This is a genomic window from Micromonospora sp. NBC_01392 (assembly GCF_045040125.1).
In the GTDB taxonomy this organism is placed as follows: domain Bacteria; phylum Actinomycetota; class Actinomycetes; order Mycobacteriales; family Micromonosporaceae; genus Micromonospora.
The window spans coordinates 2,581,984-2,604,103 of sequence record NZ_CP109549.1 but is presented as its reverse complement, the minus strand read 5'-3'; the positions used below and the strand labels follow the sequence as shown (position 1 = coordinate 2,604,103).

The 22,120-nt window shown below is 72.1% G+C and carries 18 protein-coding genes; 10 read left to right on the top strand and 8 right to left on the bottom strand.

The features are described from left to right. Window positions 1-76: 76 nt before the first annotated feature. The 3 genes from OG767_RS11900 (at window position 77) to OG767_RS11890 (ending at window position 2,649) form a co-directional block, all read left to right on the top strand. Window positions 77-1,222: an MBL fold metallo-hydrolase gene (locus OG767_RS11900; protein WP_405093460.1), complete on the top strand. Its 1,146-nt coding sequence runs from the start codon at window positions 77-79 to the stop codon at window positions 1,220-1,222. A 108-nt stretch (window positions 1,223-1,330) separates the two neighbouring features. Continuing rightward, window positions 1,331-1,999, top strand: a complete 669-nt coding sequence (locus OG767_RS11895; protein WP_405093459.1) for a sugar transferase — start codon at window positions 1,331-1,333, stop codon at window positions 1,997-1,999. Window positions 2,000-2,004: 5 nt separating this feature from the next. Beyond that, complete coding sequence (locus OG767_RS11890; protein WP_405093458.1) at window positions 2,005-2,649, top strand: NeuD/PglB/VioB family sugar acetyltransferase; 645 nt, start codon at window positions 2,005-2,007, stop codon at window positions 2,647-2,649. Window positions 2,650-2,656: 7 nt separating this feature from the next. On the opposite strand, the gene OG767_RS11885 is transcribed toward OG767_RS11890, so the two are convergent. Together OG767_RS11885 and OG767_RS11880 are read right to left on the bottom strand one after the other, a co-directional pair. Continuing rightward, complete coding sequence (locus tag OG767_RS11885) at window positions 2,657-4,168, bottom strand: deoxyguanosinetriphosphate triphosphohydrolase family protein (protein ID WP_405093457.1); 1,512 nt, start codon at window positions 4,166-4,168, stop codon at window positions 2,657-2,659. Window positions 4,169-4,213: 45 nt separating this feature from the next. Beyond that, window positions 4,214-5,476: a nucleotide sugar dehydrogenase gene (locus tag OG767_RS11880; RefSeq protein WP_405093456.1), complete on the bottom strand. Its 1,263-nt coding sequence runs from the start codon at window positions 5,474-5,476 to the stop codon at window positions 4,214-4,216. Window positions 5,477-5,647: 171 nt separating this feature from the next. Between OG767_RS11880 and OG767_RS11875 the strand changes: the two genes are divergently transcribed. Both OG767_RS11875 and OG767_RS11870 read left to right on the top strand, forming a co-directional pair. After that, on the top strand, window positions 5,648-8,179 hold the full coding sequence (locus tag OG767_RS11875; RefSeq protein WP_405093455.1) for a Tex family protein: 2,532 nt from the start codon (window positions 5,648-5,650) through the stop codon (window positions 8,177-8,179). A gap of 231 nt (window positions 8,180-8,410) precedes the next feature. Beyond that, window positions 8,411-8,797, top strand: coding sequence for a hypothetical protein (locus tag OG767_RS11870; RefSeq protein ID WP_405094198.1), 387 nt, complete (start codon window positions 8,411-8,413; stop codon window positions 8,795-8,797). Here OG767_RS11870 and OG767_RS11865 read toward each other — a convergent pair. After that, entirely contained in the window at window positions 8,760-9,767 is a 1,008-nt protein-coding gene (locus OG767_RS11865) for a DUF389 domain-containing protein (RefSeq protein ID WP_405093454.1), read from the bottom strand. The two genes, OG767_RS11870 and OG767_RS11865, sit on opposite strands and share 38 nt — an antisense overlap. Before the next feature lie 64 nt (window positions 9,768-9,831). After that, window positions 9,832-10,971 (bottom strand): glycosyltransferase, encoded by a 1,140-nt coding sequence (locus OG767_RS11860; protein ID WP_405093453.1) that lies wholly within the window; start codon window positions 10,969-10,971, stop codon window positions 9,832-9,834. Between the two features lie 203 nt (window positions 10,972-11,174). Here OG767_RS11860 and OG767_RS11855 point away from each other — a divergent pair, with 203 nt between their 5' ends. From OG767_RS11855 to OG767_RS11840, 4 genes are all read left to right on the top strand, one after another. Then, window positions 11,175-12,731: a hypothetical protein gene (locus tag OG767_RS11855; protein WP_405093452.1), complete on the top strand. Its 1,557-nt coding sequence runs from the start codon at window positions 11,175-11,177 to the stop codon at window positions 12,729-12,731. Window positions 12,732-12,902: 171 nt separating this feature from the next. After that, a complete protein-coding gene (locus OG767_RS11850; protein ID WP_405093451.1) occupies window positions 12,903-14,033 on the top strand; it encodes a DegT/DnrJ/EryC1/StrS family aminotransferase in 1,131 nt (376 codons plus the stop codon). 73 nt (window positions 14,034-14,106) lie between these two features. After that, window positions 14,107-15,342, top strand: a complete 1,236-nt coding sequence (locus tag OG767_RS11845; RefSeq protein ID WP_405093450.1) for a glycosyltransferase family 4 protein — start codon at window positions 14,107-14,109, stop codon at window positions 15,340-15,342. Further along, window positions 15,339-16,592, top strand: a complete 1,254-nt coding sequence (locus OG767_RS11840; protein WP_405093449.1) for a glycosyltransferase — start codon at window positions 15,339-15,341, stop codon at window positions 16,590-16,592. The genes OG767_RS11845 and OG767_RS11840 overlap by 4 nt, the downstream gene beginning before the upstream one ends. On the opposite strand, the gene OG767_RS11835 is transcribed toward OG767_RS11840, so the two are convergent. Next, the gene (locus tag OG767_RS11835; protein ID WP_405093448.1) at window positions 16,524-18,113 is read right to left on the bottom strand and encodes a lipopolysaccharide biosynthesis protein; all 1,590 of its coding nucleotides are present in this window, start codon (window positions 18,111-18,113) and stop codon (window positions 16,524-16,526) included. The genes OG767_RS11840 and OG767_RS11835 overlap by 69 nt on opposite strands. Before the next feature lie 72 nt (window positions 18,114-18,185). Between OG767_RS11835 and OG767_RS11830 the strand changes: the two genes are divergently transcribed. Then, window positions 18,186-19,385, top strand: a complete 1,200-nt coding sequence (locus OG767_RS11830; RefSeq protein ID WP_405093447.1) for a glycosyltransferase — start codon at window positions 18,186-18,188, stop codon at window positions 19,383-19,385. Here OG767_RS11830 and OG767_RS11825 read toward each other — a convergent pair. Genes OG767_RS11825 through OG767_RS11815 form a run of 3 tightly spaced genes read right to left on the bottom strand, consistent with a single transcriptional unit; the run spans window position 19,334 to window position 22,039 of the window. Further along, window positions 19,334-20,344, bottom strand: a complete 1,011-nt coding sequence (locus OG767_RS11825; protein ID WP_405093446.1) for an NAD-dependent epimerase/dehydratase family protein — start codon at window positions 20,342-20,344, stop codon at window positions 19,334-19,336. The two genes, OG767_RS11830 and OG767_RS11825, sit on opposite strands and share 52 nt — an antisense overlap. A 33-nt stretch (window positions 20,345-20,377) precedes the next feature. Further along, window positions 20,378-21,316 (bottom strand): NAD-dependent epimerase/dehydratase family protein, encoded by a 939-nt coding sequence (locus OG767_RS11820; protein WP_405093445.1) that lies wholly within the window; start codon window positions 21,314-21,316, stop codon window positions 20,378-20,380. Window positions 21,317-21,337: 21 nt separating this feature from the next. Further along, window positions 21,338-22,039 (bottom strand): sugar transferase, encoded by a 702-nt coding sequence (locus tag OG767_RS11815; protein WP_405093444.1) that lies wholly within the window; start codon window positions 22,037-22,039, stop codon window positions 21,338-21,340. Between the last annotated feature and the right edge of the window lie 81 nt (window positions 22,040-22,120).

Genomic DNA, 22,120 nt, shown 5'->3' with positions numbered 1-22,120 from the left:
TCCCCACGCCCGTCGTTCCACGGACGGGGACGGCGGTGGCTACCGTGTACTGCGGGACACGGCGGAGGGGACGACCATGCGGGCACCGACGGAACGCGAACCGGGCACGGCAGGCGGCGGGCGGGGGTGGCGGCTCGCCGGGCTGGCCGCCGTGGCCGGGCTGGCGTGGGCGGCGCGTGACGTGCCGGCCCAGCTCGGCGGCCGGCTCACCGGCGCCCGGGCGGAACGCGCCGCCCGGTCACCGCGGTTCCGCGACGGCACGTTCCACAACCCGACCGGCACGAACGCCACAATGGTCGCCGACCCGGGCCGCAACCTGGTCCGGGAGCTGATCTTCGGCAAGCAGAAGCGGCGGCCGGGCAGCGCCGTGCCGCTGCTGCGCCCGACCGACGCCACGCCCGCCGACCCGGCCGACGAGCTGAACGTGATCTGGTACGGCCACGCCTCCACGCTGGTGGAGATCGAGGGCCACCGGGTGCTGCTCGACCCGGTGTGGAGCGACAGGTGCTCACCGTCGGCGCTGGTCGGCCCGCGACGCATCCACGAGCCGCCGGTCCGCCTCGACGAGCTGCCCCGGCTCGACGCCGTCCTGATCTCGCACGACCACTACGACCACCTGGACATGGCGACGGTCCGGGGGCTGCTGACCCACCAGTCCGCGCCGTTCCTGGTGCCGCTCGGCGTGGGCGCCCACCTGGAACGCTGGGGCGTGCCGGGGGACCGCATCGTCGAGCTGGACTGGTCGGAGCGCCACCGGGTCGGCGGCGTGACGCTCACCGCCACCGCCGCGCAGCACTTCTCCGGGCGCGGGCTGCGCCGCGACGGCACGCTCTGGAGTTCCTGGGTGGTGGCCGGCGCGCGGCGGAAGCTGTTCTACACAGGCGACTCCGGCTACTTCGACGGCTACGCCGCGATCGGCGCCGAGCACGGCCCGTTCGACGTCACGCTCATGCAGATCGGCGCGTACGACCGGGCCTGGCCGAACATCCACATGTTCCCGGAGGAGGCGGTCGCCGCCCACCTCGACGTCCGGGGCGAACTGCTGGTGCCGGTGCACTGGGGCACGTTCAACCTGGCCCTGCACGACTGGTCGGAGCCGGTGGACCGGCTCTGGGCCGAGGCGAAGGCGCGGGGCGTCCGGCTGGCGGTGCCGCGCCCCGGCGAGCGGGTCGTGGTGGACGAGCCGCCGGCGGTGGACGGCTGGTGGCAGGCGATCGCCTGACTTGGCGGAAAAAGACAGACAAGGCACTCTTCGGCCTATTTTTGCGTACTCTGTTCGCTGACGAGTCAGCGGCCGGAGGACAGCATGCAGGTTCGCCTCTCCCCAGGCGTGGTAGATCCCGCAACACCCACCTCGTCCCGGGGCGGCGTCGCGGCCGTCAAGCGGGTCGTCGACGTCGTCGTCGCCTCGACCGCCCTGCTGGTCATGGCCCCGGTGCTGGCCGCGGTGGCGGTCGCCGTGCTGCTCGGCCTGGGCCGCCCGGTGATCTTCCGGCAACGGCGGATCGGCTGGCGGGGCCGCGAGTTCACCATCGTGAAGTTTCGTTCCATGGCCGGCGACGGCCACGCCTTCTCGCCCGACGACGACCAGCTCCGGCTGACCCCGTTGGGGCGGTGGCTGCGGTCCACCAGCCTGGACGAACTGCCCAGCCTCTGGAACATCCTGCGCGGGGACATGAGCCTCGTGGGTCCTCGCCCGTTCCCGACCAGCTACCGCGGTCTCTACACACCGGAGCAGTTCCGGCGCCACGCCGTCCGACCGGGGCTGACCGGCTTGGCGCAGGTCAACGGCCGCAACGAGCTCGACTGGGAGAAGCGGTTCGCCTACGACCTCCGGTATGTGGACCACTGGAGCCTCAGCCTCGATGCCCGCATCCTGGCCCGGACGGCGGTGGCCGTGCTCCGCCGGCGAGGAATCAACGCACCCGGCACCGCCACCGCGCACGAGTTCCGCGGCACCGCGCCGGAGCAGCCCGAACCGGCGACGGCGGGACGGTAGCGGCGGTGGGGCTTGACCTCGTCATCGTCGGATGCGGCGGTCACGGTCGGGAGATCGCGCAGGTCGTGGCCGCGGTCAACGCCGCGTCGAACCGGCCGCCCTGGCGGCTGGTCGGCTTCGTCGACGACGACCCGTCGGAGCGGAACCGTAAGCGCGTCGAGTCGACAGGCGTCCCCTACCTCGGGACCGTGGCCACGCTCGGGCACCTGTCGCCGGCGACCCACGTCGTCCTCGGCCTGGGCGACCCACGGATCCGGCGGGTCGTCGGCACGCGGGTCGAACTGTTCGGCCTGCCCGCGGCCAGTCTCGTACACCCGGACGCGACCGTCGGCCCGGACCTGGTGTCGGCCGAGGGGCTGGTGGTGTTCGCCGGCGGCCGGATCACCACCGGAGTCACCGTCGGCCGGCACCTGCACGTCAACCAGAACGCCACCCTCGCCCACGACTGTGTGGTCGGTGACTACGTCTCCCTGCACCCTCTCGCGGCCGTCTCGGGCGACTGCCGCCTCGACACCGCAGCGCTGGTCGGAGCGGGTGCCGTGGTGCTGCCGGGCCTTCGGGTGGGGGCCGGCGCGACGGTCGGCGCCGGCGCCTGCGTGGTGCGCGACGTGTCGCCCGGCCTCGTGGTCAAGGGAGTGCCGGCCCGCTGAGCGGGCCTCAGAGCACGAACGCGTCGGTCCACAACGCGCCGGAACGCCCGGAGAGCGCGTCCAGCATCGCCACCGCCTGACCGTCGGTGAGCTGCGCGACGAAGTCGACGATGGCCCGGCCCCGGGCCCGACCGATCCGGTCCGGGGTACGCGGGTGCAGCTCGGCCTCGGCCAGCTCCACCAGGTCGTGCAGCCGGCGGGGTAGTCGGGACTCCTCCTCCGGGTCCAGCAGCCACTCCCAGAGCGCTTCCACCAGCGTGTCCAGCAGCCGCGCCTGGCCGCGCTGGTGCAGCGCCAGGTCGGGGCGGGCCAGCACGAACCGGTGGTGGACGAACTTGAGCACCTGCACCTCGTGCCACTGCGCCTTGCCCAGCAGCACGTACCCGGAGCGGACGTCCGGCTCCGGGGTCACCGTGATGGCGTCCACGAAGCGGGTGGACCAGCGGGCGGAGAAGCGGGCGACGTACTGCTCCGCCTCGATCGAGCCGTCGAACGGCAACGCCAGCAGCCCCTCCACCAGCTCCTCGCGGACGTGCTCGACCGCCGCGGCGAACGCCTCGTCGTCGGCGATCCAGCCGTCCTTGCGGTGCAGTTGGCGGCGCAGCCGCTCGATCGCCGCGCCGGGCCGCCGGCCCGCGGTGTCCAGCGCCGAGGCGGTGATCGACCGCAGGTGCCCGCACTCACGTTGCCAGGCCATCAGCTCGGCGGCCACCGCGCCCTGCTGGAGCACCCCGACGCGGTAGAAGTCCTCCACGTCGTGAATGGCGTACGCGATGTCGTCGGCGGTGTCCATCACGGACGCCTCCGGCGTCTGCTGCCAGTCCGGGATACGCCCGGCGAACGGCTCCCGGGCCGCCCGCAGGTCGTCCAGCTCGGTGCGGTACGCGCCGAACTTCAGCGACCCGCTCTCCGGGTCGTCCGGCGGCGGCGCGGCGCCCCGGGGCGCCGGGTCGAGGTGTCGCGGATGCGGGTCGGGGTGGTCCAGCCGGGTCCACGGATACTTCAGCATCGCCGCCCGGACCGCGGCGGTCAGGTCCAGCCCGGTGGTCGCGGCGCCGCGGATCTCGGTGCTGGTGACGATCCGGTACGACTGGGCGTTGCCCTCGAAGCCGTCCGGCAGCCCCAGCCGCTGCCGGGCCAGCCGGTCGAGGACCCGCTCCCCCAGGTGCCCGAACGGCGGATGTCCGAGGTCGTGGGCGAGCGCGGCGGCCTCGACCACGTCCGGGTCGCAGCCGCCCAGCTTCTCCAGCAGGTCCCGGTGCGCCGGGTCGGCGGTCAGCCGTTCGGCGATCGCGCGGGCCACCTGGGCCACCTTCAGGCTGTGCGTGAGCCGGTTGTGCACCAGCAGCCCGGAGCCGCCCGGACTGATCACCTGGGTGACGCCGTTCAGCCGGGCGAAGAACGGCGAGCCGACGATCCGGTCCCGGTCGGCCCGGAACGGACCGGCGGCCAGGTCGCCGAGCGCCCGGGCGCTGCCCCCGAAGAGTCGCCGGGCCCGTGGATCCGCAGGTGCCTCCATGATCGCCACGCTAGCGCAGCCGTCGACGGTCGGGACGGGGTGCTCCTAGAGCCGCTCCACTGTCGGTCCCGAACACCGGTTCCGCGCGTCGAAGACGTAGCGGGCCCGGCCGGCCACCATCTCGTAGTCGAAGACGTCGTGGTCGGTCGCGACGATCACCGCGTCGGCGGCGTCGACCTCGTGTTCGGTAAGCGGCACGACCAGCACGCCGGCGGGGATCTGGTGCGGCTCGGCGTACGGCTCGGCGGCCCGCACGTCCGCGCCGAGGTCGCACAGCCGGCGCGCGACGTCCACCGCCGGCGAGTCACGCATGTCGCCGGTGTTCTTCTTGTACGCCAGGCCGAGCATCAGCAGCCGGGCGCCGCTGACCGCCCGGCCGGCCCGGTTGAGGCCGGCCATGATCCGCTGGGTGACGTGCTCGGGCATCTCGTGGTTGACGTCGTTGGCCAGCTCGATGAACCGGAACTGCCGGCCCAGCCGCCGCTTGACCTGCCAGGACAGGTAGCAGGGGTCGATCGGGAGGCAGTGGCCGCCGACGCCGGGCCCGGGCCGGAACGGCATGAAGCCGAACGGCTTCGTCTCGGCGGCGTCGATCGCCTGCCAGACGTCGATGCCGAGGTGGTGAGAGAGGATCGTGAGCTCGTTGATCAACCCGAGGTTCACCTGGCGGAACGTGTTCTCGATCAGCTTGGTCAGCTCCGCGACCCGGGTGGACTGCACCGGCACCGTCCGGGCCACGATCCGACGGTAGAAGCCGTCCACCCGCTCCAGCGCGGCGGCGTCCACGCCGGAGACCACCTTGGGGGTGTTCTCCAGCCGCCAGGTCGGGTTGCCCGGGTCGATGCGTTCCGGGCTGTAGCCGAGGTGGAAGTCCCCGGGCGCCTGCAGTCCGCTGGCCGTCTCCAGGAGCGGGCGCAGCAGTTCCTCGGTGGTGCCCGGGTACGTCGTCGACTCCAGCACCACCGTGGCGCCCGGCCGCACGTACGGGCCGACGTGGTGGCCGGCCTGTTCGACGAAGCTCAGGTCCGGGGTGCCGTCCCGGAGCGGGGTCGGCACCGTGATCACGCAGACGTCGAAGCCCTCGGCGTCGGCGTACTCGGTGCTCGGGCGGTAACGGCCGCTGCCGAGGGCCCGGCCGAGGCGCTCGGCCGGGATGTCCTCCACGTAGGACTCCCCCGAGGCGAGCCGCTTGACCCGGTCGGCGTCCACATCCAGGCCCACCACGTCGAAGCCGGCCTCGACGGCGCGTACGGCCAGGGGAAGACCGACGTAGCCCTGACCGATGACGACCACTTTCTCCGTGCTCACCCGGTTCTCCAGACAGGAGTAGAAATTCCTGGTTGGAGGCTAGAGGCACGGTTGGCAGCCCAGGGACGCTTTCATGTTATTAGTCGGCTTTGTCATCGGGCGGCTGCGCGGCTGTCGGCGCCGGCGGGCAGAATGCACGACGAACTCACCGGGAAGAGGCGGAGCAAGATCGTGACTCAGTCTGTGCACCAGCGGATCGCCGAGGAACTCGGCGTCGCCGAGCGTCAGGTGCGGGCGGCCGTGGACCTGCTCGACGGCGGCGCCACCGTGCCGTTCATCGCCCGCTACCGCAAGGAGGCCACCGGCACCCTCGACGACGCGCAGCTGCGCACGCTCGAGGAGCGGCTGCGTTACCTGCGGGAGCTGGACGAGCGGCGCGCCGCGGTGCTGGAGTCGATCCGCGGTCAGGGCAAGCTCGACGACGCGCTGGAAGCCCAGATCCTGGCGGCGGACTCGAAGTCCCGGCTGGAGGACATCTACCTGCCGTACAAGCCGAAGCGGCGGACCCGCGCGCAGATCGCCCGCGAGGCCGGGCTGGAGCCCCTGGCCGACACGCTCCTCACCGACCCGGCGCAGGACCCGCGCGCCACCGCGGCCGGCTTCGCCGACGCGGAGAAGGGCGTGGCCGACGCCGCCGCCGCGTTGGACGGGGCGCGGGCCATCCTGATCGAGCGCTTCGCCGAGGACGCCGACCTGATCGGCACGCTGCGCGAGCAGATGTGGTCGCGGGGCCGGCTGGTCTCCCGGGTACGCGAGGGCCAGGAGGCGGCCGGCGCCAAGTTCGCCGACTACTTCGACTTCGCCGAGCCGTACCCGAAACTGCCGTCGCACCGGATTCTCGCCATGTTCCGCGGCGAGAAGGAGGGCGTGCTGGAGCTGACCATGGCCCCGGACGCCGAGGACGACGCCGACACCGTCACCGGGCCCAGCCGCTACGAGGCCGCCGTGGCCGGCCGGTTCGGCGTCAGCGACCAGGGCCGGCCCGCCGACCGGTGGCTGGCCGACACGGTGCGCTGGGCCTGGCGTACCCGGATCCTCATCCACCTCGCCGCCGACCTGCGGACGCGGCTCTGGCAGGCGGCCGAGGAAGAGGCCGTCCGGGTCTTCGCCACCAACCTGCGTGACCTGCTGCTCGCCGCGCCCGCCGGCGCGCGGCCCACCATGGGTCTCGACCCGGGCCTGCGCACCGGCGTCAAGGTGGCGGTGGTCGACGCGACCGGCAAGGTGGTCGCCACCGACACGATCTACCCGCACGAGCCGCGCCGGCAGTGGGACGCGTCGCTGCACACGCTCGCCACGCTGGCCGCGACGCACGGCGTCGAGCTGGTGGCGATCGGCAACGGCACCGCCAGCCGGGAGACCGACAAGCTGGCCGGTGACCTGATCAAGCAACACCCCGAGCTGACACTGACCAAGGTGGTGGTCTCCGAGGCGGGCGCGTCGGTCTACTCCGCCTCCGCGTACGCCTCGCAGGAGCTGCCGGGGCTCGACGTGTCGCTGCGCGGAGCGGTCTCCATCGCCCGGCGTCTCCAGGACCCGCTCGCCGAACTCGTGAAGATCGACCCGCGTTCGATCGGCGTCGGGCAGTACCAGCACGACCTGTCCGAGGTGAAACTGTCCCGCTCCCTCGACGCCGTCGTCGAGGACTGCGTCAACGCGGTCGGCGTGGACGTCAACACCGCCTCCGCGCCGCTGCTCACCCGGGTCTCCGGGATCGGCGCCGGGCTGGCGGAGAACATCGTGCTGCACCGGGACGCGAACGGGCCGTTCCGCACCCGGACCGCGCTGAAGAAGGTGGCCCGGCTCGGCCCGAAGGCGTTCGAGCAGTGCGCCGGCTTCCTGCGCATCCCGGGCGGCGACGACCCGCTCGACTCGTCCAGCGTGCACCCCGAGTCGTACCCGGTGGTGCGCCGCATCCTCGCCTCCACCGGGCAGGACCTGCGCGCGCTGATCGGCAGGTCCGCCATCCTGCGCGGCCTGCGGGCGACCGACTTCGTGGACGACACGTTCGGCCTGCCCACCGTCACCGACATCCTGGCCGAGCTGGAGAAGCCCGGTCGCGACCCGCGGCCGGAGTTCCGCACCGCGACGTTCGTCGAGGGCGTCGAGAAGATCGGCGACCTGACGCCCGGCATGGTGCTGGAGGGTGTGGTCACCAACGTGGCCGCGTTCGGCGCGTTCGTCGACGTGGGCGTGCACCAGGACGGCCTGGTGCACGTCTCCGCCATGTCGCACACGTTCGTCAAGGACCCGCGCGACGTGGTGAAGTCCGGCGACGTGGTCCGGGTGCGGGTGCTCGACGTGGACGTGCCGCGCAAGCGGATCTCGTTGACGCTGCGCCTGGACGACGAGGCGCCGACCGGCGGCGGACGCCCGGCCGGCGGCGAGGGCCGGCGGGACCGCGACGGCCGAGGCGGTGCGGACGGCAGCCGAGGCGGTGTGGGCGGTGGCCGTCCGGGTCGCGGGCAGGCCGGCGGCCAACGGGGCGGACAGGCCGGCGGGCAGGACCGTGGGCAGGGCGGCGGCCAGCGCGGCGGGCAGGGTGGCCAGGACCGTGGGCAGGGCGGCGGGCAAGGCGGAGGCGGCGGCCGCCAGCGTGCGGACCGGGGCGGCTCGCAGCCGCGTCAGGGGCGCGGCGGTGGCGCCTCCGCGCCGGTCAACGACGCCATGGCGGAGGCGTTGCGCCGCGCCGGACTGGCCTGACCGTCGCCGGTCGCGGCGCTGTCGAGCTGAGAGCACGAACGACTCAGCGGTGATGTCACGAACGACTCAGCTCGACAGCGCCGCGAGACGGGTAGTGCCGCCAGACCCGAGCGGGCGCGGTCCACGCGGGCGGGGACCGCCCGACCCGGCGGTCGTGGGGCGCGCGGGCGTACCCTCGCGGGCGTGGGTGTGGACGACGACGCGCAGTGGCGGGAGCGGCAGCGCCGGGCGATGGCGGCCCACGCGGCGGCCGACGCCCGCGAACGCGCCGCGGAGCAGGCGGAGGCCGCGAAGCTGGTGGCCGCGTTCGCCGCCGAGGCGCGGCGGCGCGGCCTGGCGACCGACCGGCTGGTAGCGACCGCCCACGACGGCCGCGGTCGCTACCGCACCCGGATCACCGGCTGGTACGTGGACCGGGCGCGCAGCCGGGCCGTGGACACCGACGGGCGTTTCTACCTGCTCAGCGTGCCGCCGAGGCTGGGGGCGCGGCTGTTCGGGGCCGAGCCGCCGCCGAGCGCGCCCCCGCTGGTGGTGGGCCGGGGTGGCCGGGACGGCGAGTCCGTTCCGCTGGCGACGCTGCTCAGCCGGCGTCTCGAGGCGGGCGACGACTGGCGGTGACCGGCGTCGGCCGGTCGGCCCGCTGCCGCGGCACCCCCCGCCCGGCCCGCCGTGCCACCCGCCGCCACCAGCACAACTGCACGACCAGCGTGAGCAGCCCGGCCAGCACGATGGCGGCCAGGTTGATCACCAGTTGGAGAGCGGAGCCGGCCGCCTCGTGCCACACCCCGTAGCCGGCCGCGACCGCCACGTTCGCGGCCGCCGGGACGGTGGTCACCGAGATCAGCACGCCGACGAGCGAGCCGGACTTCTTCGAGGTCAGGGACAGCATGCCGGCGACACCGGCGAGCAGCCCGACCACCCAGGAGAGCGCGTCCGGCCGCCAGATGAAGTCGGTGAGCGGGCGCTCGTCGAGCAGCATGTCCCGGCTGACCAGACCGGCCGCGGTGAGCGCCCAGGTGCTCAACACGGTGGCCACCATGGCGACGAGGAAGCCGACGGTCAGGGCCTGCACCGAGCGGCCGACGACGCCGGGCTGACGGCGCAGCAGCGCCACGCAGAGCGCGGCGAGCGGGCCGAACTCGGGGCCGACCACCATCGCGCCGACGATCAGGATGGGCTGGTCGAGCAGCACGCCGATGCCGGCGATCATGGTGGCCACGGTGATCAGGGCGAGGAAGGTGCCGGTGAGCACCGTCTGCTCGCCGGTCTTCGCCGCGATCTCGTCCCAGACCACCGCGTCCTCGCCGTGCCCCGGCGCCTCGTCGGCGGCCCGGTCGGCCGCCGCGGAGAGCGTCAGCTCCACGTCCTCGGCGGCGATCGCCCCGTGCGCCTCGACGCCGAGTTCCCGCAGCTTGTGCAGCACCCCGTCCGCGCTCTCCCGGACCACGTCGCAGGTGACGTAGTCGCCGGCCGGTTCACGGGCGGCGCCGGGGAGCACCACGAGGTGCGTCACGCCGGGGTCGGCGGCCAACAGGTCGACGACGGCCGACGACCGGTCGCCGGGCGCGATCACCCTCAGGTGCAGCACGGGCAAACTCCAGGACGGCCGGTCGGGACACAGGTCGTCGCACCCTACACCGCGCCGCCGGACCTCACCCGACCCCGAGTTCCCGCAGGATCAGCCGGACGTGGAAGTCGACCACGGACTGCCGTTCCCAGTTCCGCAGCACCTGGGCCGGAACCACCACCCGCTTGGCCCGCAGCTGGTCCAGCAGCGCGTCCGCCACCGCCTCGGCGCGGGCCGGCACCAACGTGAACCCCGCCTCCACCTGCTCGGCCAGCGCGCGGCTGCCCCGGTTCTGCACCGCCACCACCGGCGTGCCGAGGCTGAGCGCCTCCACCTGGGTCATCGGCAGACCCTCCCGGCCACTGGTGGAGAGCAGCACGTCGGCCCGGGCGAGTTCCGTACCCGGCCGGGAGGTCCACGTACCGACACTCACCCCCGGCTCGGCCGGTGGCGTCCACGCCCTCTCGCCGGGCGGCGACGACCCCACGATGCGTAGTTCGAGACCGGGCCGGTGGGACCGGGCCCGGCGCCACGCCGCGACCGCCAGGTCGAGGTTCTTGTCCGGGGTGAGGCGGCCGAGCACCAGCACCCGGGGTGGGCGGTCCCTCGGCGCCGCGTCCCCGGCGTCATCGAGGCGCAGTTGCGTCGGGTCCACACCGGCCGCGCCGCACGGCGCCCGGTGGACCCGGCTCCAGGGCGCGAGACGACGGTAGCTGCGCTCGTCCTCCGGGTTAAGGGTGACGTAGGTGGGCGTGCACCACGCGGACGCCGCCTCGGCCACGGTGAAGAGGCGGCCGGACAACCCCGGGACGCCGAAGAGGGTACCGCTCACCACCGCCAGATGGCGGGTCCGGCTGCTGCGGGCGACGAGCCGGCCCACCGCGATGCCGAACGGCGAGTGCAGGTGCAGCAGGGCCGCCCGTTCCTCGCGGACGATGCGACGCAGGTCTCCGGCCGCCCGTACGATCTCCGACGGTCGCCCCCGGCGGAACGGCGTCACCTCGCGGACGTCGTCGAAGGAAGCCAGCAGTTCGGGGCCGACGGAACCACGCCCGGCCACCGCCACCCGCCGGATGCCACGGTCGGCGAGCGACCGCGCGACGGGCGCGACGATGTTGGTGAGCGTCATGCCGACGCCCGCCACGAAGACGACCGTGCGAGTGGCGGGTCGGCCAGCGGTCGGGGGCGTCGCCGCCGCGGCCCCGGTCGGGATGACGGTGGCCATCTCGGCCCTCCCTGCTGATCGTCACGTACGACTCGACCTGGCTGGAGGGTAGAGGGAGAGGTGCGGGCACAAGGCCCTTTTCACGATTTCAGTTCGTCGCAGATTCCCTCACAACTTTCCACGCCTGGTTCCGTTAGCCATACGGCAGGCCGCGTCTGCGATCACGGTCGTCGGTGCGGGAAGGCGGCAGGACGCATACGGGGATGGCGCTGATGATCGGCAACAACGGCATGAAGGGGACCACCAGGGGCGGTGACCCGTGGCTCTTCGCCGTCATCCTGCCCACCCTGATCAGCCTGCTCCTCATGGCATTCGATGCACGACTCCTGCACTGGTACATGATCCCGGTCACCATCTGCGGCATGCTGATCGCGCCGGACGTGGTGGACTGGGCGGCGCGGCGCCTGGACACATTCGACCCTCGGGCGCTGGTCGGCCTGTTCGGATTCCACTTCTTCTATCTGGCGCCGATCTTGCACGTCATGCTCGATTACTGGCCCAGGTTCATCGAACCGCTTCCCGACTGGAAGGCCGGGCTCGGCGCGATGGCGACGCTGAACGCGTTGGGCCTGTGTGTCTACCGCGTGGTCCTGAACCTCCGGGTGCCGTCGACACGGAGCCCGCGCGTCGCACGGAAGCTGAACGATCGGGTGTTCGTCCAGCTCGGGTGGCTGGCGTTCGCGGTCGGCCTGGCCGGCTTCATCGCCGTCATCATCCATTTCGGCGGCCTGAGCGGTTACGTGTCGGCAGCAGCCGACGATCGCGATTCCTTCATCGGCTACGGGTGGTTGCTCCTCATCGGCGAGTCGTTCCCGCTTGTCGGATTCGTCGTGGCGGTGGTGCGCTTCCGGGTGGCACTGACGGGGCGGCCGGCCGCCTTGTCCGCACTGTTCCTGGTGTTCACGATCACGCAGTTCGCCGTCGGCGGTCTGCGGGGCTCACGCAGTAACACGATCTGGCCTCTGCTCATCGGACTGATCGTCGTGCACCTGGCGGTGCGGCCGGTCACTCGACGCGCACTTGCCGCGATGGGCATCTCGTTCCTGGTCTTCATGTACGCCTATGGCGTCTACAAGAGCGCCGGTAGCGAGATCCTGTTCGCCACCAGAGGAGCCACCTCGGTCACCGAACTCGGCGACGAGACGGGGCGGACCATGCCGACCATGCTGCTCGGCGACCTCGGCCGGTCCGATATCCAAGCGGTTCTTCTTCACCATGAACAGGCCGGATACGCGCCGTTGAGCTACGGCCTCACCTACGTCGGCGCCGCGGCGTTCATGATTCCCGACGCCTCACGTCCGGAGTGGATGCGCGACAAGGTGCAGGCCGGGACCGACATGCTGATGGGCACAGGCGCCTTCGACTCCGGCTGGCGATCGTCCCGCATCTACGGCCTTGCCGGGGAGGCGCTGCTGAACTTCGGTCCGGCCGGCTCGGTAGCTTCGTTCGCCGTGCTGGCCGCCGTGGTCCGGACAGCCCGCCGCCGTTACCTCGGCGCCCGGTTGAGCAGAGAATCCGGGGTGGCGGTCATGAGTGGCATCGCCGGGGTGATCGTGATCCTTGCCCTCGGCAGCGACCTCGACAATCTGCTCTGGTACCTCGTGAAGATCGCGCTGCCGCTGGTCACTGTCGTCTTCTTCTCCCGCCGAACCCACACCGCTCCCCACGAGCTCGCTCGCGTCTCGCCATCCCTACCGGGGCCCGTTCGCGACGAACTGGCGGGCCGGCACCGGCGAGCACCGGTCACGTCGGTCGTCTAGCCGCAGGGGCCTGATGCCGTCGCGAGTGTCGGGCCGCCACGGAAGTGGGCCGATCATCTTTCGGCTACCCGTTGAGCGAATTATGACCGGTTTCAAGGTATATGTCGGATAAGATCTGTTCATCCTTGCTATGAACCCCCGAGGGTGTCCACCATCGTGACGGGAGACTGCATGAGCGGCCGGGTCCATCTGTCCCCGCCCGACGTGGGGCAGCTCGAGGAGTCCTATCTCATCAACGCCCTGCGGTCCGGTTGGATCGCGCCGGTAGGTCCCGAGGTGACCGCTTTCGAGCGGGACATCGCGGAGCGAGCCGGCTGCGCCCACGCCGTGGCCGTCAGCTCGGGCACCGCTGCGCTGCATCTCGCGCTGCTCGCCCTCGGCGTCCGCCCGGGCCAGGTCGTCGTCGTACCCACCATGACGTTTGTGGCCAGCGCGAACGCGGTGGTCTACACCGGTGCCGAGCCCGTCTTCGTCGACAGCGAGCCCAACACCGGCAACATCGATCCCGCGCTTCTCGCCGCGCTGCTGGAGACGCTGCGGGCTGAGGGCCGAAGCGTAGCGGCGGTCATGGCGGTCGACCTCTTCGGCGCCTGCGCCGACTACACCCGCCTGGTCCCGGTGTGCGACGCGGCCGGGGTTCCGTTGCTGGAGGATGCCGCCGAGTCGTTGGGTGCGGCCCACGGCGGGCGCCCGGCCGGTTCGTTCGGACGTGCCGGAGTCTTCTCCTTCAACGGCAACAAGATAATCACCACCTCCGGTGGCGGGATGCTGGTCTCCGACGACGGCGAGTTGGTGGAGCGGTGCCGGTATCTGGCCACCCAGTCCCGGCAGCCGGTCGTGCACTACGAGCACCACGAGGTCGGCTACAACTACCGGCTGAGCAACCTGCTGGCCGCTCTCGGCCGGGCCCAACTGACCCGGCTCGACGAGATGAGGTCACGCCGCCGGCAACTGCGCGAGCGGTACGCCAAGTTCTTCGCTGCCATACCCGGAGTGCGACTGCTCGGCGAAGGTGACGTCGAGAGCAACTGTTGGCTGACCTGTGTCGTGGTCGATCCCGAACGGTCGAGTTGGCCCGCCGCCGACCTCGCGGCGGCACTCTCCCGCGCCGACATCGAGACCCGCCCGCTGTGGAAGCCGATGCACCGCCAGCCGGTCTACGCAGGCGCCCGAGCAGCGTTGAACGGGGTGTCGGACCGACTCTTCGCCCACGGTCTCGCGCTACCGAGCGGCTCGGCCATGGACGACTCACAGGAGGCACACGTCTTCCGGACCATCGAGCGGTTCCTGGAGCGTGGGTGACCGTGGCGGCTCCAGCCGAGCCTGGCGCCGTGCCCGTCGGACGTTCCGCAGCCCTCGCCCGAGGAGGTACGCCATGAGCGGTCTGCGCATCGCCATCATCGTCAAGACCAATGTGGGCGGCGCCTGGGTCGCCACGCAGGCGGCCACCCTGCGCGACCGTGGGCACGAGCCCATCGTCGTCCTTCCGGCCGGCCCCGGCCGACTCACCGAACGCCTGCACGAGATCGGCGTACGGACCGTGCCGTCCCCCTTCAGCTTCCGCTTCCGTCCGACCCCCTCCACGGTGCGCCAACTGTGGCAGCTCCGCCGGCTCCTGCGTGAGCTGCGGCCCGACGTGGTGAACCATCACCTGTACGCCGCCGCCCTCGCCGCCCGAATCGCCTCCCTGGGGCTCGGGTTCTGCCGGGTGCACACGGTGGTCGGCCCGCTGTTCCTCGAGTCGCCCGTGATCCGCGCGGTGGAACGGGTGCTCTGCCGCCTGGACCATCTCGTGATCTGCGGCACCGCCTACACCTCCCGACTGTACGGAGAGCTCGGCCTGTCGAGCGAGCGCCGTCCCGCGGTGACGGTGGGGGTCGACATCTCCCGCTACCGGCCCCCGTCACACCGGGACCGGGAGCGGGCAAAGGCCCGGGCCGACCTCGGCCTGCCGCTGTCGGGCTTCGTGGTCATCATGGTCGCCTTCGTCTATCCACCACGGTGGTTGGGCACGAGTCGGCGCGGCATCAAGGGCCACGACGTGCTGCTGGCGGCATGGCGGTCGTTCCGGGCCCGCCGGCCCGACGCGCACCTCCTGCTGGTCGGCGGCGGCACCAACCGGATCGGGGTGGCGCATCGGGACGAGCTGATCCGGCGGTTCGACGTCATCGCCGATCCGAGCGTGACGTGGCTGAACTCGGTCGAGGATGTGCGCCCGGCCTACCGAGCGGCGAACCTCAGCGTCAGCCCGTCCCTGTCCGAGGGGCACGGGGCCCCGGTGGAGGCCAGCGCCATGTCGGTGCCGAGTGTGGTCAGCGATGCGGGTGGACTGCCGGAGACCGTGGACGGGCGGTCCGGCTGGGTGGTGCCACGAGACGACGTCGACGCACTGGCCGAAGGCCTGGAGGTGGCGTACCGCGAGTACGCGGCCGGGCGGCTGGACACCCGTGGCGACCATGCCCGCCGATACGCCGAGCAGCATTTCGACAGGCAGCGGGCGGAACACCGGATGGTCGACCTCATCGAAGAGGCCGTCGAGCGACATGCGCCCGATCGCCCGCGACGCCCGGTGGCCGGCACTCGACGTTCTTCCTTGGAGACCGCCGAGTGAGGGTCGTGGTCACCACGGAGAGCAGGCTCATCCGGACCCCGGACGGCAGTGTGTGGACGTCCACCACAGCCGACCACCGCTTCTGGCGACGCTACCTCAGCGCCTTCGACCAGGTCCGTGTCGTGGCCCGGGTCCGGGACCAGCGGGAGCCTCCGGCCGACCGACGACGGGTCGACGGCGAGGGCGTCGAGGTCCACGCGGTGCCCTACTACCTCGGTCCCTGGCAGTATCTCCGTCGACGTCACCTGGTACGCCGCGCGGTCGGGGCCGCCGCCACCGCGGACGACGCCGTGATCCTCCGGGTCCCGTCCGTCCTCGGAACGCTGCTGTGCGCGGCCCGCGTCCGGCAGGGACTACCGTTCGCCGTGGAGGTCGTGGGTGATCCCTGGGACGTCTTCGCCAAGGGCGTCATCCGGCATCCCCTCCGCCCGCTGTTGCGGCGCCGGGCAACAGGGCGGCTGCGGCGGGAGTGCCGCGCCGCGGCAGCCGTGTCGTACGTGACGGAGTCGCACCTCCAGGCCCGGTATCCCAGCGCGCCGGGCGTGCCGACCGTCGCCGTGTCCAGCATCGATCTGCCGGCCGAGGCATTCGTGGCTCGTCCTCGACGGTTCGTCAGGCAGGTCGGTGTCGTACCCACCATCGTCGCGGTGGGCACGCTCGAGCAGATGTACAAGGGGGTCGACACGCTCGTCCTCGCGGTGGCGCAGCTCGCCGCCCGGGGGGTGCGTGTGCGACTCGTGCACCTCGGTGAGGGTCAGTACCGGAACCGGCTGCATCGTCTGATCACCGAGCACGGCGTGGCCGACCGGGTGACGCTCGCCGGATGGGTCGCCCCCGGCACCCCGCTCCGGGAACAGCTCGACCGCGCGGACCTGTTCGTGATGCCGTCGCGGACGGAAGGGTTGCCGCGCGCGCTGATCGAGGCCATGGCACGCGCTCTGCCGGCCATCGGCACGCGGGTCGGTGGCATCCCCGAACTCCTGCCCGCGGCTGACACGGTGCTTCCGGGGGATCCTTCGGCCCTGGCCACGGCCATTGCCCTGATGCTCGACGATCCCGCTCGCATGGATGCGGCCTCGGCACGGAACCTGGCCCGGGCCCGTCAGTTCTCCCGGGAGACCCTGGAGCCTCGACGCAACGGCTTCTACCAGATGGTGCGGGACGCGATGTCCCGGCCGTCCTCAGGCGCGGATCCGTCCCCGCCGATGCTGCGGGCCGACGTGCCGGGTCCCGCCAGGATTCAGACCTGACCGTCGGCCGGCACCCGGAGCCCTCGACCCGGGGCGGATCGAGAGCGACCGGATCAGCATCACGACCTTGATCAGGGTCTCGACGACGAGGGCGACCACCACCGTCCACGCGGCGCCGACGAGGCCGTACGCCGGAACCAGCAGGAGGCTGACGGCCATGTTGAGCCCCAGCATCGCGACACTCGCCGTCAGCTGGGTGCCGAATCGTCGGGCGGCGAGCAACGCGGTGTTGATGAAGAACAGCGTCCCGCTGAACGCAACCGCGACGGTGAGGACGACGAGGACGCCGGTGTAGTCGGCATACTCGGCTCCGTACAGCAACCTCAGCGCCGGCCCACCGACCACCGCGGCAACGAGACAGGCGCAGGCGCCGAGAACCAGGCAGGCGAGAACCAGCCGCCCGGTCAGCGCTGCCAGCCGGCGGTGGTGACCGGCCTGGTGGAGCTGAGCCATCCGGGGCAACACCGTCTGCGAGACCGCCGAGAAGAACGTGTTGGCGGCCAGCACCACGTAGCTGAGCGCAGCGAAGATGCCGAGTGCGGCGGTACCCTGCTGCCGCTCCAGAATGTATCGAGGAATGTTTGTGGTGAACGAGTTGAGCCCCACGGACAGCCCCACCGGAAAGGCGATCACCAGCAGCAGTCGAGAGTGCCGCCACGCCTTTCCGCCGACGCCCGGCACCGAGGGTCCGGTCAGTCGACGGGCCGCCCGGCGGGAGTAGGCGATCGACCCGATGGTCGACCCGATGACCGAGCCGAGCGTCGCCCACGCCGCATTGCCGGTGAGCAGCAGCAGGCATCCCATCAACAGCAGCGTGAGAAAGCTGTTGACCATCATCGCGACACTGATCGTTCGAATGAGCAGCCGCCGCTGGAAGAACCCGAAGTAGATCTCACCGATCCCGTCGATCGCCTTGGCGAGCCCGACGAGCATGATGATCACGCCGTCGGCGGACCCTCGCACACCGGCGATGAGGGTGAGCGGCACGAGCCCGACCAGCGCCGCGACGACACCCAGCCGCAGGTAGTCGTCGAAGTCGAAGCGCCCCTGCGTCTCGGTGACCAGGACGGTACGCAGGCCGAGGCCGGCCACCAGCATCACCGGCGCGCTGACCGCGAGGCCGAAGGCGTACTGCCCCACCATGTGCGGGGTGCCGAAGCGGGCGAGCAGCGTGATGACCGCCCACTGGGCCACCGACGCCACGCCCAGGCCGAGCATGGCCCAGAGCACCTTGCCCGGGTCAGCTATCCGGGCTCCGTCGGCCCGCTGACCGGCGCGGTCCCGCGGCGTGGCCGCCTCGGCGGCGGCGTGCGCGCCGACATAGCCCCGGTTCACGGCCTTCCTGGCAGTCCGACGAACGAGAACACCGAATTCCCCCTTGAACCCCCGAAATGGAACGGCCACGCCCAGCCTGCCGCACCGTCCGGTGCAACGATCTTGTCGGGTGGAAAGTGACGGGCAGAACCGCAGCAATCGTCCAGGCGCGTGAATGTCCGTCCTGTTTCGAGGAAGCGACAACAACCGCCTGACTCTTCTGATAGAACGCTGATGGCGCCCGGTGACAAGCCGGTCCGACTCTCGACGGGAGAACTGATGTCCAAAGTCGTCGTCACGTCGGAGTACCGGCTGCTGCGAACGCCCGACGGCCGCACCTGGATCGAGGCCGGACCCGACCATTCGATCTGGTCCCGTTATCTGGCCGCCTTCGACGAGGTCCGGCTGGTGTCCCGGGTACGCCATGTCGACGCCGCGCCGCCCGACGCCGGCCGGGTGGACGGACCCGGCGTCGAGGTGTGGGCGGTTCCGTACTACGAGGGTCCGGCACAGTTCGCCCGGCACAACGTGGCGATCCGGCAGGCGATCGCCCGGGCGGTGGTGGACGCCGACTCGGTCATCCTCCGGGTGCCCTCACCGATCGCCGCGGTCGCCAGCAGTCGGTTGCGACGGCGGGGTCGGCCATATGCCGTCGAGGTCATCGGGGATCCCTACGACCTGTTCGCCCCCGGCGGGGTGCAGCACCCGGCGCGGCCGGCCCTGCGCTACTGGGCCACCACCACCATGCAGCAGCAGTGCCGCTCCGCCGCCGCCGTCTCCTACGAGACCGAGCACACGCTCCAACGACGGTATCCGCCCGCCGCCGGCGCGCCCTCGGTCAGCATCTCGTCGGTGGACCTGCCCGCGGAGGCGTACGTCGACGAACCGCGGGTGCACACCGCGGCCCTGCCGGCGGCCCGGCTGCTCTGCGTCGGCTCGCTCGACCAGATGTACAAGGGCGTCGACACGCTGATCGACGCGCTCGTCGAGCTGAACCGCACCGGCGAACGGCACGAACTGACCCATGTCGGCGTGGGGCGGTTCGCCGACCAGCTGCGCCGGTACGCCGACGAACGAGGAGTGGCCGAGCAGGTCACGTTCGCCGGTTGGGTGTCCTCCCCCAGGGCCCTGCGCGAGGTGCTGGACCGGGCGGACGTGTTCGTGATGCCGTCGCGCACCGAGGGGCTGCCCCGGGCGTTGATCGAGGCGATGGCGCGGGGCCTGCCGGCGATCGGCTCGACCGCCGGGGGCATCCCCGAGCTGCTGGCCGAGGACGTCCTGGTCCGGCCGGACGACCCGGCGGCGCTGGCGGAGCGCATCCGGGCGCTGGTGGCCGATCCGGCGCGGCTGACCGAGGCGTCGCGGCGGAACCTGCGGCGCGCCCAGGACTACCGCGCCGACGTGCTCGACACCCGCCGGTCCGACTTCTACCGCACGGTACGCGCGCTGAGCGAGCCGCTGGGGGCCACCTCGCCGTGAACCCGGGCGGTGAGCGGGCCGAGCCGGGACCGCAGCCACTCCACCGTGTGGCGCAGGCCGTCGGCGAAGGGCGCCGGGCGGATGCCGGGGAACAGCTCTCGCAGCAACAGGTTGTCAGCCTGGGAGTGCCGCACGTCCCCGGGCCGGGGCGGCTCGTGCCGAACGGTGAGCGGCCGGTCCACGAGCAGGCGGAGTTCGTCCAGCACGGTGCGCAGGTCGGTGCGGGTGCCGAAGGCGAGGTTCACCGGCTGCGGATGCGCGACCCGACGGAGCACCGCGTCGATCAGCACCTGGCAGACCGTCTCCACGTAGGTGAAGTCCCGGGACTGGCCGCCGTCACCGTGCACGGTGAGCGGCTCACCGACGAGTGCCGCGTACGCGAACCGGGGGATCACCGCGGCGTAGGCGTGGTCGTGACGTTGGCCGGGGCCGTAGATGTTGAAGAAGCGGAAGGCCAGGGCCGGCAGGCCGAAGCTGGACTGGAACGCCAAGGCGTACGCCTCGGTGGCGAGCTTGCTGGCGCTGTACGGGCTCAGCGGTCGGGTCCAGTCCGTCTCGCTCTTGGGCAGCGCCGGATTGCTGCCGTACACCGACGACGAGGAGGCGACGATCACGTGGCCCACCTGGGCGTGCCGGGCGGCATCGAGGACCGCCAGCGTGCCGGTGGCGTTGGCGGCGTGCGAGGCCATCGGGTCGCGCAGCGAGCGCGGTACGCTCGGCAGGGCGGCCAGGTGCACGACGGCGTCCCGGTCGGCCATCGCCAGGTGGAGCGCCGACGGGTCGAGGATCGAGCCGCGGATCACCTCCACGTCGCAACCGTCCAGGTTGCTCTCCAGGCCGACGGAGAAGTCGTCGATCACCCGGATGTCGGCGAACGCACCCCGGGCCAGGGCGGCCCGGACGAGGTTGCTTCCGACGAAGCCACCACCGCCGGTGACCAGTACGCGGGTCGTACTCAACAATGTCCTCCTTCGTCGAGGTGGAAGTCGGTGTCAGGAGGTGACCGACTCGAACGCGAGGGTGTCGTTCGGCGCGGCCGGGGCACCCAGCCGTCCGGCCCACAGTCCGGCCAGGGAGTCGGCCAGCGAGTGCCGGGGAGACCACCCCAGCGCGTCGGCGGCCCGGCTGATGTCGGCCCGGGTCCAGGGCACCGCCGCGGACCGCTCGGCGGCCGGTGATCGCAGCCCGTCGACGATGTGCCCGGTGAACCCGGCCTGGCGGGCGAGCATCTCGACGGCCTCCCGGACGGCGACCGCCCGGCCGCTGCCCACGTTGAAGACGGGCGCCGGCAGACGATCGGCCCGCAGCGCCGCCAGCACCGCCCCCGCCACGTCGCGGACGTCGACGAAATCGCGGTGTGCGTCGCTGAGCCCCAGCTCGATCTGTCCGGCTCCGCTGGCCGACGCGGCTTTCAGCAGGTCGGCGGCTCGCCCCAGCACCGTGCCGTGGGGCGAACCCGGTCCGACGGGGTTGAAGACCCGCAGCACCACGGCGTCGACCTGGGGACGACCGGCGGCCAGTCGCACCAGGTCGGTCGCGGCGAGCTGACTGATCCCGTACTCGCTCACCGGGTGGGCCGGATCCGTCTCGGCCGCGTCGCCGCCGTACGGGATGATCCCGTACTCGGCCGCCGAGCCGATCCGGACCAGCCGGGTCCGCGGCGAGACCGCCTCGACCCCCTCGATCAGCTTGGCGGTGACCAGCGTGTGCGCCTCGATGAACTGGGCGGCGGTGCCGACGATCCGCCCGGCGCAGTTGACCACCGCGTCGGGTCGTACCCGTCGCATGAACGCGATCAGGTCCGCCCGGTCCAGCGCGACGAGGTCGCATTCCCGCCGGCTCGGCGCGACGACCGTGAAGTGCTCCGCGAGGACGACCCGGACCGCACGGCCGATGAAGCCGGACGCGCCGAAGAGCAGGATCCTGACCATGGGGCTCCCGTCGTGTCGAGATCAGCCGGACGAACGTGCCGATGTCGCCGCCGGGGACGAGCGACGGTCACTGGCGTCACGCTCGCTCGGGGTGCCCATGAACTCGTGCCAGGTGACGGTGCCGGGTGCCGAGATGCCCTCCCGACGCAGCACCACCTTGACGGTCTCGGCGAGGATCCGCAGGTCCAGGGCGAGGGACCGCCGGTCGACGTACTCCAGGTCGTACTCGAACTTCTTCTCCCAGCTCAACGCGTTGCGCCCGCGCACCTGCGCGAGACCGGTCAGACCGGGGCGGACCTCGTGGCGGCGGGCCTGTTCCGGGGTGTAACGCTCCAGGTAGCTGACCAGGTGCGGGCGGGGGCCCACCAGGCTCATCTCGCCGCGGAGCACGTTCCACAGCTCCGGCAGCTCGTCCAGGCTGCTGGCGCGGAGCCAGGCCCCGAGCCGGGTCAGCCGGTCGGCGTCGGTGACCAGGCCACGGCGGGGATCCAACGGCAGCATGGTGCGGAACTTGACGACGTCGAACAACGCGCCGTCCAAGCCCGGCCGGGTGTGCCGGAACAGCACCGGACGCCCGTGCGTCGCCAGGATCACGCCCGCCACCAGCAGCATGAGCGGGGCCGCGAGGACGAGCAGGACGACGGCCAGCGCGACGTCCATCACCCGCTTGACCGTGTCGTACGGGCGGGACCGCCGCTCCGGGGGGCGAGCGTGTGCAGTCATCGGCCGCGTCGGCGGCTGATCCCGCAGCGACCCACCGTCACCTGGCACGTGGACTCTCCTTGTCGTCTCCTGCGATGCACA